Origin of the sequence: Mycobacterium sp. E3251 (genome assembly GCF_001666835.1) — a bacterium.
Lineage (GTDB): Bacteria > Actinomycetota > Actinomycetes > Mycobacteriales > Mycobacteriaceae > Mycobacterium.
Genome location: NZ_LZJF01000123.1, coordinates 18,204 through 27,516, shown reverse-complemented (window position 1 = coordinate 27,516; position 9,313 = coordinate 18,204). Strand labels below are relative to the sequence as shown.

Sequence of the window (9,313 nt, the reverse complement as noted above, 5' to 3'; positions counted from 1 at the left end):
ACCAAGCACCCGGTGCGGTACGGCTCGCTGGTGGAGACGAAGCTGCTCGCGCTGTTGCACAGGTTCGGCATCGCCGCCCCCACCCCCGCCGCCTCGCGCGGTCGAACCGCCGCGCCCCCGACAACCACCCGGAGCTCCGCCGCGGCCCACCGCCCCGCGCACGCGCCGCAGCCGTGGCTGGCGCCGCCGGCTACGAGCGCTTGCGTCGGCCCTGGTGATCGGCGTGCTGCTGGCCGGCATCGGCGTCGCCTGCGGGGCCGTCTGGTTCGACAGCCGGCTGCACCGCGACGACATCCTGACCGACTACCCGGGGCGCCCCGGGCACGGCCGCGGGACGAACTGGTTGCTCGTCGGGTCGGATAGCCGCCAGGGTCTCAGCCCCGAGCAGCAGGAGGACCTGGCCACCGGCGGCGACATCGGCAGCAGCCGCACCGACACCATCCTGCTGGTACACCTGCCCGAGCTGTGGTCCGGCGGGCGGGTGCCGCGGCGAATCACCTGTGACGGCTCGGTGCGCGGTTCGTGCCGGTGCGGTGGTCGATCGCCGTTCACCTGGTTAACGTACGCGGCCGGGGTCGCCCGACACGATGGGTTCGGCTAGTGGCGGGCGCGCAGCCCGTTGATGAACGGGCATCCCATCAGCACGCGAATGGCCTGGCTCAGCCCGGTCATGTCGTCCACCGGCTTGTGGAACGGCAGCCGGACGTCATGGTCGCGGTCCTTTCCTTCGACGCGGAACCGCACGCCGTAGCGATCCAGCCCGAGCGGGCGCACCTGCCCGCGGCGCAACGGGGCGGGCAACCGGGACACCAGCCGCGCAACGACGTCGCTGTGGGCGGTGTCCAGATGCCACAGCAGGTTCGACTCGATCTCGCAGAACGGATCGGGGCGGGCCGCAAGGAGATCCGCCACGCTGACGGGCTCGGCGCCGGTGGCGTCGGTGACGACGACGGACGCGACCTCCAGCCGGACCAGCGTGTAGCGCGGTTCCTGCCCCGCCGACGGGGCGCATCGCGGGGTGTCGACCTGAAGCAGCGCGGGGTGCGGCCACTCGGCGGCGATCAGGTCGACCGTCTCGGCGACCTCGGCCGGGTGAAACTCGTGCAGCTGCCCGCGCACCCACACCAGCGAGCGCACCGGCTCCCGCAGCGGAAGGGGTGCATAGTCGGTCAACTCCAGGAGCGCCTGCGATCCGGCGACGGAGCCTTCCGGCCGTCCTGCGCGCTGACTGGGGATCGCCAGCGCGAAGGACCCGTCGGGCAGCAGGTGATGCACGGGCGTCACGACGGGGCCCTGGCGGGCGGGCGCGGATTCCAGTGCCAGGAGCGCGCCGCCGGCTCGGACACACGCGCTGCGGATACGTTCGGCGGTCGTCGGGGCGGGGCAGGTCAGGGGTAACACCGTTCTCCTTAAATTAGGTAAGCCTAAGTTAACTTAGATGGCAAGGCGCCGCAAGAGCGGTTTGACGCCTCCCGCCGCTAGGGTTGGGGCGTGGTCCGCATCGCTTATCTCGGCCCGGAAGGGACATTCACCGAGGCGGCGCTGTTGCAGATCACGGCCGCCGGTCTGGTTCCGGGCCGGGTGTCAGACGAGGTGCGGCGACTGCCCATCGACAGCACCGCCGCGGCGCTGGACGCCGTGCGCGACGGCGGCGCCGAGTACGCCTGCGTCCCGATCGAGAACTCGATCGACGGGTCCGTGACGCCCACGCTGGACAGCCTGGCCATCGGTTCGCCGCTGCAAGTCTTCGCCGAGACGACCCTGGACGTCGCGTTCACGATCGTCGTCAAACCCGGCCGCTCCGCCGGCGACGTGCGCACCCTGGCGGCCTTTCCGGTGGCGGCGGCGCAGGTGCGGCGGTGGGTCGCCGCGAACCTGCCCCACGCCGAGCCCCGGCCGGCGTATTCCAACGCCGACGCGGCGCGGCAGGTCGCCGAGGGACAGGCGGACGCCGCGATCACCTCGCCCCTGGCCGCCACCCACTGGGGACTCGCGGCGCTGGCCGACGGCGTGGTCGACGAGCCCAACGCCTGCACCCGTTTCCTCCTGGTGGGCCTGCCGGGCCCGCCGCCGGCCCGCACCGGGGCCGACCGGACGGCGGTGGTGCTGCGGATCGAAAACGCCCCCGGTGCCTTGTTGGGCGCGCTCACCGAATTCGGGATCCGCGGCATCGACCTGACGCGGATCGAGTCCCGGCCGACCCGGACCGCGCTGGGCACCTACGTCTTCTTCGCCGACTGCGTGGGCCACATCGACGACGACGCCGTCGCCGAGGCACTTAAAGCGCTGCACCGTCGTTGTGCCGATGTGCGATACCTGGGATCTTGGCCGACGGGCTCGCCCGCCGGGGTGCTGCCGCCGCCGGCCGACGAGGCGGCCCGCTGGCTGGCGCGGCTACGAGAAGGAAAACCGGGAACGGCGACCGGGGGAATCGAGTTGTGACCGGCCGGTTGGTGCTCGTGCGACACGGCCAGTCGTACGGCAACGTCGAACGCAGGCTGGACACCCGGCCGCCGGGCGCGGAGCTGACGCCGCTGGGTCGCGATCAGGCCCGCGCCTTCGCGCGGGGTGCGGGACGGCCCGGGCTGCTGGCGCACTCGGTGGCGATTCGGGCATCGCAGACGGCCGGCGTCATCGGCGGCGAGCTCGAGATGTCCGCCGTCGAGGTCGACGGCATTCACGAGGTCCAGGTCGGCGCGCTGGAGAACCGCAGCGACGACGACGCGGTCGCGGAATTCAACGCGATCTACGAGCAATGGCATCACGGTGCTCTCGACGTCCCGCTGCCGGGCGGGGAAACCGGCAACGACGTATTGGACCGCTATGTCCCGGTGCTCACCGAGTTGCGCCTGCGCTACCTCGACGACCACGACTGGACGGGCGACATTGTCGTCGTCAGCCATGGTGCGGCGATCCGGCTGGCCGCCGCCGTGCTGGCGGGTGTGGACGCCGGCTTCGCGCTGGACAATCACCTCGACAACGCCGAATCGGTGGTGCTGGCGCCGATCACCGACGGGCGGTGGAGCTGCGTGCGGTGGGGCACCCTGACGCCGCCGTTCTACCCCGAGCCCGAGGCCAGTCCCGTCGCGGACGCGGTGCACTCGAGCACCGACCCGATGGGCTGACGGTCGGTCAAACGGCCAGCGCGACCGCTTCGAAGCACTCGCAACCGACGGCGTCGCAGTCGATCACGAAGGCGTGCGGCAACAGCTCGGGGCTGAAGCAATCCGGCTCCGTGCACTCCGCGCGGCGCAGGGAATGGCGAATGATGGTGCCGTGACAGTGATCTAAGCCTGCCCGGCAGTCGCGGCAGTCAGCACTCATAACCCGTTCATAGCACCGGCCGCGGACAAATCCGGGATGCCGCGCCCATAAAACCGGCGCGGCTGACCGGCCGTCAGGCCCAGCCCAGTTCTTCCAGCCGGTCGTCGTCGATGCCGAAGTGGTGGGCGACCTCGTGGATCACGGTGATCGCCACCTCCTCGACGACGTCGTCCTCGGAATCGCAGACGTCCAGCAGCGCCTCGCGGTAGATGGTGATGGCGTCCGGCAGCGATCCGGCGTAGTCGGAGTCGCGGTCGGTGAGGGCGACCCCCTCGTACAGCCCGAGCAGTTCGCCGTCCTCGGGGTGGCGGTCGTCGACCAGCACGACGACGTTGTCCATCGCCGCCGCCAGCTGAGGTGGGATCAGGTCGAGCGCGTCGGACACCAGTTCGTCGAACCGCTGGGGATCCATCCGCGCGGGCACGCGGCTAGCCCCCGGCTGGCGGCGCGGGCGGCACCTCAGGCCCCGGGTTGGCCGGCGGCGGCGCCCCGCCGTCCGCGGGGGGCGGGGCCTGAGGTGGCGCCCCGGCGTCCGCCGGGGGTGGGGCCTGCGGCGCCTGGGGAGGCGGGGTGTCCGACGCGGGCGCCTGGGGCGCTACCGCCGGCTGCTGACCCGGGAGGTGCTGATTGTTCGGCGGGATCTCCGGGGGAGCGCTGGCCTGGCTCTGCGGAGCCTGTGCCGGCACCTGGAGCGGTATCGGCGGCATGGTGAGCCGCTCTTCGGGAATGTCGGGCGGCGGCACCGGCGGCTGACCGTTGATGAGCAGTTGGCCCTTCGCGCTGTTGACCAGGGTGGCCCAGCCGCCGTTGCCCAAGGTCGCGCCGATGCTGCAGGCGACCTCGCGGCTGCCGGCCGTCCAGCTGGCCAGCGGCACGGTGGGGTAGATCAGCGTCAGGGTGGTGGTGCGCAACTTGACCGGCGCCAGATAGGCGTCCGTCATCTTGGTGCACAAATCCTTGATGTACCCGTCCTGGTCGGGCTCCGCCGGCAGCGCGCCGGGGAACTTCTCGGCCAGGTTGACCGTGCCGGTCACCTCCATCGCGTGCGGAGTCGCGCACTCGACCGGCGCATCGATCGGCTGGTTGGTGGCCGAGTCGATGCCCAGGCAGGTGCCGGCCGGCCAGACCTTGGACTGGTCGACCTCGGCGACCTTGCCCTTGAAGGCCTGTTGCTGGTTGTTGGGGCCGGGCAGCTGCAGTCCGCACAACATGCGGCGCTCGCCGTTCTGGCGCCAGGCCCGGTCACCGGGCCACAGCAGGCTGACGGTGAACTTGCTGTTGGGATCGAACTTGGGGCCCAGGTAGTTGCGCACGGCGGATTCGCACTGCTCCTGGGTGATCTGCTGAATGCGGGCGGGCGAGGGGGGAGCGGCGTTGGGGCCGTATTCGGCGCCCGGGAACGTCCGCATGTCGACGGATTCGGCGACTTCGAACTTGTGGTCGTCGGCGCAGTTGACGATCTTCGCCGACTCCGGGGTGGCGTCCGGCCAGATCAGGCAGTCACCGCTGGCGGCCTTGTTAAAGGCGGCGTCGCTCTTGCTGCCGGTGGTGGGCACCGGGTTGCCGTTGAGATAGCCGGACAGCCGCCCCGTGCCGGTGCCCCCCACCGGCAGCGCGGTGACCACCCCGGCGATCAGCAGGCCGCCCAGCGCGGTCAGCAGCAGGGCGCGCCGAGTCGCCTGGGCCTGCAGACTGCGCGGCCACCGGAAGCCGGCTTGCGGCTGTTCCGGCTCGGCGGTGGGGGCGTCGGACTCCGGGGCTTCCGGAAGGTCCGTCTCGGGCGGTCGTGACATCGGCTCCATTCTGACAGGGCCACCTGAGCCGCGTGACAAAAGTTACGGATGTGAGTCCTGAGTTGAGTCCGATTGGGTGCTCTGCCCGCCGACCGGAACCGAAAAAGTAGTGTCAAGGCGGTGATCGACCTGAAGCTGCTCCGGGAAGACCCCGACGCCGTGCGCCGTTCCCAACTGAACCGGGGCGAGGACCCGGCGCTGGTCGACGCCTTGCTGGCGGCCGACGTCGCCCGCCGGGCGGCGATCTCGTCGGCCGACGCGCTGCGCGCCGAACAGAAGTCGGCCAGCAAGAGCGTCGGCGCCGCGTCGCCCGAGGAGCGCCCGGCCAAGCTGGCGCGCGCCAAGGAGTTGGCCGAGCAGGTGAAGGCCGCCGAAACCGAGCAGGCCGAGGCGGAGGCCGCCTTCACCGCCGCGCACATGGCGATCTCCAACGTCGTCATCGACGGGGTGCCCGCCGGCGGGGAGGACGAATACCGCGTCCTGGAGGTCGTGGGCGAGCCTCCTTCGCTGCAAAACCCGAAGGACCACCTGGAGCTAGGCGAGTCGCTGGGGCTGATTGACATGCAACGCGGCGCCAAGGTGTCCGGCTCGCGCTTCTACTTCCTGACCGGGCGTGGGGCGCTGCTGCAGCTCGGGCTGCTGCAGCTGGCCCTGCGGTTGGCCGTCGAGAACGGCTTCATCCCGATGATCCCGCCGGTGCTGGTGCGCCCCGAGGTGATGGCCGGCACCGGATTCCTCGGCGCCCACGCCGACGAGATCTACCGCGTCGAGGCCGACGACCTCTACCTGGTCGGCACCTCCGAGGTGCCGCTGGCCGGCTACCACGCCGACGAAATCCTGGACCTGTCCGGCGGACCCCTGCGCTACGCGGGCTGGTCGTCGTGCTTCCGGCGGGAGGCCGGCAGCTACGGCAAGGACACCCGCGGCATCATCCGGGTGCATCAGTTCGACAAGGTCGAAGGCTTCGTCTACTGCACGCCCGCCGAAGCCGAGGCCGAACACCAACGGTTGCTGGGCTGGCAGCGCGAGATGCTGGCCCAGATCGGGGTCCCGTATCGCGTGATCGACGTCGCCGCAGGCGATCTCGGGTCGTCGGCCGCGCGCAAATTCGACTGTGAGGCTTGGGTTCCCACGCAGGGCACCTACCGCGAGCTGACGTCGACGTCCAACTGCACCACCTTCCAGGCGCGCCGGCTTTCCACGCGGTACCGCGACGACAACGGCAAGCCGCAGACCGCCGCCACCCTCAACGGCACGCTGGGCACCACCCGGTGGCTGGTGGCGATCCTGGAGAACCACCAGCAGCCCGACGGCAGCGTGCGGGTGCCCGACGCGCTGGTGCCCTTCGTGGGCGCCGAGGTGCTCGAGCCCACCAACCGCTAGGGCGTCTTGGCGATCGCCCGCCCCGGCGTGTGCCCGAAGGCCCGCCGGTAGGTGTCGATGAAGGCACTCGCTGTGGCCCAACCACATTCGGACGCCACCGACGTGACGTCGCGGCGCTCGGCGAGCAGCACCAGGGCGCGTTGCAACCGGAGCTGGGTGCGCCATTGCGGAAAGGTCATCGCCAACTCGTCGCGGAACAGGCGGCTCAGGGTGCGTTGGCCGATGCCGATCCGACGGCCGATCTGCTGCAACGTCAACGGGTCACGCAGGTTGTCGGCGATCATCGCGCACGCGTCGCGGAGCCGGCCGTCGACCGGCGTCGGAAGCCACAGTGGCTCACCGGGACTGGCCGCCTGCACCTGGTCATGCAGCACCTCCAGCATCCGGTGGTGCGTGTCGGTGTCGGTTCCGTTGGCCCGTGAGCACGCGATGATGAGTTCCCGCATCAAGGGGTTGACCGCCAGCACCGCCGGCGCAGCGGGACCGCGACGGTACCGGCGTGGGTCCAGCGCGACGCCGTGAAACTGCGTGTGGCCGTGGAACGTGTGTTCATGCCAGCAGCCCGCCGGTATCCAGATCGCCCGATTCGCCGGCGTGATCCAGGTGCCCGCCGGGGTGGTGACCGAGACCGCGCCCGAGGACGGGTAGACGATCTGGTGCAAGGGGTGGCGGTGCCGCTCGATCCGGGCTCCCGGCGGCAAGGCCTGCGACGAGGTCGCCGGCCCGTGGTGGCTGATTCCCGACATAACGCGGCAGAATATCGGAAGTGCGCAGGACCCGCGTCCGCCTAGCGTGGCCGTCATGGCGATGAATCTCTTACACCGGCGGCGGTGCAGCTCGGCGGGCTGGGAGAAGGCGGTGGCCGACCAGCTGCTGCCGTGGGCGCTGGACGGCGTCGAATTGGGTTCCCGCACTTTGGAAATCGGCCCGGGGTACGGAGCGACGACGCGCGCCCTGCTGGACAGGGCCAACTCGCTCACCGCCGTCGAGGTCGATGCCGCGATGGCCGAGCGTTTGCGGCGCCGCTACGGCGACCGGGCCCGCATCATCCACGGCGACGGCACCGCCACGGGGCTGCCCGCCGACCACTTCAGCTCGGTGGTGTGTTTCACGATGTTGCACCACGTTCCAAGCACCGAATTGCAGGACCGGCTTTTCACCGAGGCGTTCCGGGTGCTGCAACCGGGCGGGACCTTCGCCGGCTGCGACGGCGTCCCGTCCCTGACCTTCCGGCTGCTCCACGTCGCCGACACCTACAACCCGATCGCGCCGAAGGATCTGGGCGCGCGGCTGCTCAACGCGGGCTTCGCGGGCGTGCAGGTCGATCCGTCCGGGGGGCGGCAACGGTGGCGCGCCGTCAAACCGACCTGAAGGTGGGGCTGCCGGGCTCGAGCGGCACTCGGGCGGCACGTGCGGTGAAGCTGATCGCGTGGTACCACCCGCACAGCATCGTGAGGTCGAGAATCTCGCGTTCGTCGAACTCGCCGCGCAGCGCCGTCCACAGCGCGTCGTCGATGTCGCGACGGTCGCAGAGCGCGTCTACGGCCCGCACGAGGAGGCGGTCTCGTTCGGCCGTCCAGCAGGAATCGTCGGCGCCGCCATGGGTCAAGGAGCGGACCTGCTCACGGTGGAGGCGCGCCTTCTCGGCGAAAAACGCGACGTGCACGCCCCATTCGTACTCACAGCCGCAGCGAGCGCAGGTGCGGTCGATCACGATCTCACGATCACGCAGGGACAGCGACAACGAGCGGCTCAGCTCGTAGCCGCCCCAGAGCGTCATGGCCTCGGTCATGGGCATGTTGCGCACCAGGGTGCGAAACAGGGCGATCGGCGGCACGTTCGGCGGCATCATCTTCTGAAGTTGTGCCGCCACGGCGTCCTCGTACGGCGGTTCGAGGGCGCCGATGCGAGGCGTTACTATTTCCGTAACCATGGACAAGAAAGCTACGTTACGAAATCCGAAACGTCAATCGGCGGCTCGCCCGGGGCGGCCGGTGCGGGGGTCGACAACGGGGCGCCCGCTGATGGCGGCCCTCGATCTGCTCGGGCGGCGCTGGTCGTTGCGGATCCTGTGGGAGCTTCGCGACGGGCCGCTGGGGGCGCGGGCCTTGCGGGAGCGCTGCGACGGCATGTCGCCCAGCGTTTTGTATGACCGGCTCGGCGAACTGACGGATGCGGGCCTGGTGGTCCAGCGCGCCGACCAGTGTTACGAGCTCAGCGCGACCGGCCTGTCGCTGGGCGAGGCCCTCGATCCGCTGGACCGGTGGGCCCGCCGCTGGGCGGAGGGAAGCTAGGCGTCCACCGTTTGGCGGGCCTGCTCGTGCCGGCGTTGCCGCTCGATGGTGGCGAAGTAGAAGGCGAACGCGAACGCGAAGCTGGTGAACAGGCTGGAGACGAAGTACAGCCACGGGTGCTTGAGCCCGCGGCGATAGCCGTCCACGATCGTAAACAGCGGCAGCAGAACCACATTCGCGATCGTGTAGTCCTGGCTCGCGGAGTCCGCGGCCGGATTGGTGAACATCAGCCTGATGTATTCGGCCCAGCTCCCGTGCTCGCCCCAGAGCGGGTTGGTGGATCCGTGCGAGTACTCCTGCACGTAGGTGACGTTGAAGTACCAGCCCAAGGCGACCGAAGCGATCCCGACGACGTAATACACGCATTCCAGCGGGGAGAACAACGGTCCGCCGGCCGGGCGGGCGAAGACCTTCGGGTTGGCGGCGACGATCCAGCCGATGACGCTGAGCCCGAGAACTGCATGCACAAGAAGCGAGACCATGGCCGCAGTCTGACCCGGCTCCCAAAGTTTTGTCAAT

General features: G+C 70.3%; 12 protein-coding genes and 2 pseudogenes. 7 read left to right on the top strand and 7 right to left on the bottom strand.

Translation table 11 applies throughout. From position 1 onward, the window contains the following. Positions 1 to 90 (top strand): annotated as a pseudogene (locus tag A5697_RS27785) (glycerophosphodiester phosphodiesterase); the annotation flags it as partial. Between the two features lie 124 nt (positions 91 to 214). Beyond that, positions 215 to 601 carry a hypothetical protein gene (locus A5697_RS28785; RefSeq protein ID WP_067950197.1) on the top strand — a complete coding sequence of 129 codons (387 nt, stop codon included), beginning with the start codon at positions 215 to 217 and terminating at the stop codon, positions 599 to 601. Here A5697_RS28785 and A5697_RS15485 read toward each other — a convergent pair. Continuing rightward, a complete protein-coding gene (locus A5697_RS15485) occupies positions 598 to 1,401 on the bottom strand; it encodes a DUF2470 domain-containing protein (RefSeq protein ID WP_068011324.1) in 804 nt (267 codons plus the stop codon). The genes A5697_RS28785 and A5697_RS15485 overlap by 4 nt on opposite strands. Positions 1,402 to 1,491: 90 nt before the next feature. On the opposite strand from A5697_RS15485, the gene pheA reads away from it, so the two are divergent. Further along, on the top strand, positions 1,492 to 2,442 hold the full coding sequence (gene pheA / locus A5697_RS15480; protein WP_068011323.1) for a prephenate dehydratase: 951 nt from the start codon (positions 1,492 to 1,494) through the stop codon (positions 2,440 to 2,442). Beyond that, positions 2,439 to 3,125, top strand: coding sequence for a histidine phosphatase family protein (locus A5697_RS15475; RefSeq protein WP_067950203.1), 687 nt, complete (start codon positions 2,439 to 2,441; stop codon positions 3,123 to 3,125). Before pheA ends, A5697_RS15475 begins: the two co-directional genes overlap by 4 nt. 7 nt (positions 3,126 to 3,132) lie before the next feature. Here A5697_RS15475 and A5697_RS15470 read toward each other — a convergent pair whose 3' ends face one another. From A5697_RS15470 to A5697_RS15460, 3 genes and pseudogenes are all read right to left on the bottom strand, one after another. After that, positions 3,133 to 3,324 (bottom strand): hypothetical protein, encoded by a 192-nt coding sequence (locus A5697_RS15470; protein WP_067950205.1) that lies wholly within the window; start codon positions 3,322 to 3,324, stop codon positions 3,133 to 3,135. Continuing rightward, a pseudogene (locus tag A5697_RS15465) lies at positions 3,321 to 3,748 on the bottom strand (metallopeptidase family protein). The gene A5697_RS15470 and the pseudogene A5697_RS15465 overlap by 4 nt, the downstream one beginning before the upstream one ends. Before the next feature lie 4 nt (positions 3,749 to 3,752). After that, on the bottom strand, positions 3,753 to 5,126 hold the full coding sequence (locus A5697_RS15460) for a septum formation family protein (protein WP_068011321.1): 1,374 nt from the start codon (positions 5,124 to 5,126) through the stop codon (positions 3,753 to 3,755). 111 nt (positions 5,127 to 5,237) lie between these two features. On the opposite strand from A5697_RS15460, the gene serS reads away from it, so the two are divergent. Beyond that, positions 5,238 to 6,500: a serine--tRNA ligase gene (gene serS, locus A5697_RS15455; RefSeq protein ID WP_067950210.1), complete on the top strand. Its 1,263-nt coding sequence runs from the start codon at positions 5,238 to 5,240 to the stop codon at positions 6,498 to 6,500. On the opposite strand, the gene A5697_RS15450 is transcribed toward serS, so the two are convergent. Further along, positions 6,497 to 7,246 carry a helix-turn-helix domain-containing protein gene (locus tag A5697_RS15450; RefSeq protein WP_067950212.1) on the bottom strand — a complete coding sequence of 250 codons (750 nt, stop codon included), beginning with the start codon at positions 7,244 to 7,246 and terminating at the stop codon, positions 6,497 to 6,499. The two genes, serS and A5697_RS15450, sit on opposite strands and share 4 nt — an antisense overlap. Positions 7,247 to 7,301: 55 nt before the next feature. Here A5697_RS15450 and A5697_RS15445 point away from each other — a divergent pair, with 55 nt between their 5' ends. After that, positions 7,302 to 7,871, top strand: coding sequence for a class I SAM-dependent methyltransferase (locus A5697_RS15445; protein ID WP_067950243.1), 570 nt, complete (start codon positions 7,302 to 7,304; stop codon positions 7,869 to 7,871). Here the strand turns inward: A5697_RS15445 and A5697_RS15440 are convergent. Then, positions 7,858 to 8,373: a carboxymuconolactone decarboxylase family protein gene (locus A5697_RS15440; RefSeq protein ID WP_197501018.1), complete on the bottom strand. Its 516-nt coding sequence runs from the start codon at positions 8,371 to 8,373 to the stop codon at positions 7,858 to 7,860. The two genes, A5697_RS15445 and A5697_RS15440, sit on opposite strands and share 14 nt — an antisense overlap. A gap of 151 nt (positions 8,374 to 8,524) precedes the next feature. Between A5697_RS15440 and A5697_RS15435 the strand changes: the two genes are divergently transcribed. Next, positions 8,525 to 8,794: a helix-turn-helix domain-containing protein gene (locus tag A5697_RS15435; protein WP_067950216.1), complete on the top strand. Its 270-nt coding sequence runs from the start codon at positions 8,525 to 8,527 to the stop codon at positions 8,792 to 8,794. Here A5697_RS15435 and A5697_RS15430 read toward each other — a convergent pair. Continuing rightward, positions 8,791 to 9,276, bottom strand: coding sequence for a DUF2834 domain-containing protein (locus A5697_RS15430; RefSeq protein ID WP_068011320.1), 486 nt, complete (start codon positions 9,274 to 9,276; stop codon positions 8,791 to 8,793). The genes A5697_RS15435 and A5697_RS15430 overlap by 4 nt on opposite strands. Positions 9,277 to 9,313 lie beyond the last annotated feature (37 nt).

What these genes read in the sequence shown, in the direction of transcription:
- A5697_RS15470 (WP_067950205.1), bottom strand. Translation starts at nt 3,324, where the DNA reads ATGAGTGCTGACTGCCGCGACTGCCGGGCAGGCTTAGATCACTGTCAC.
- A5697_RS15460 (WP_068011321.1), bottom strand. Translation starts at nt 5,126, where the DNA reads ATGGAGCCGATGTCACGACCGCCCGAGACGGACCTTCCGGAAGCCCCG.
- A5697_RS15450 (WP_067950212.1), bottom strand. Translation starts at nt 7,246, where the DNA reads ATGTCGGGAATCAGCCACCACGGGCCGGCGACCTCGTCGCAGGCCTTG.
- A5697_RS15445 (WP_067950243.1), top strand. Translation starts at nt 7,302, where the DNA reads ATGGCGATGAATCTCTTACACCGGCGGCGGTGCAGCTCGGCGGGCTGG.
- A5697_RS15435 (WP_067950216.1), top strand. Translation starts at nt 8,525, where the DNA reads ATGGCGGCCCTCGATCTGCTCGGGCGGCGCTGGTCGTTGCGGATCCTG.
- A5697_RS15430 (WP_068011320.1), bottom strand. Translation starts at nt 9,276, where the DNA reads ATGGTCTCGCTTCTTGTGCATGCAGTTCTCGGGCTCAGCGTCATCGGC.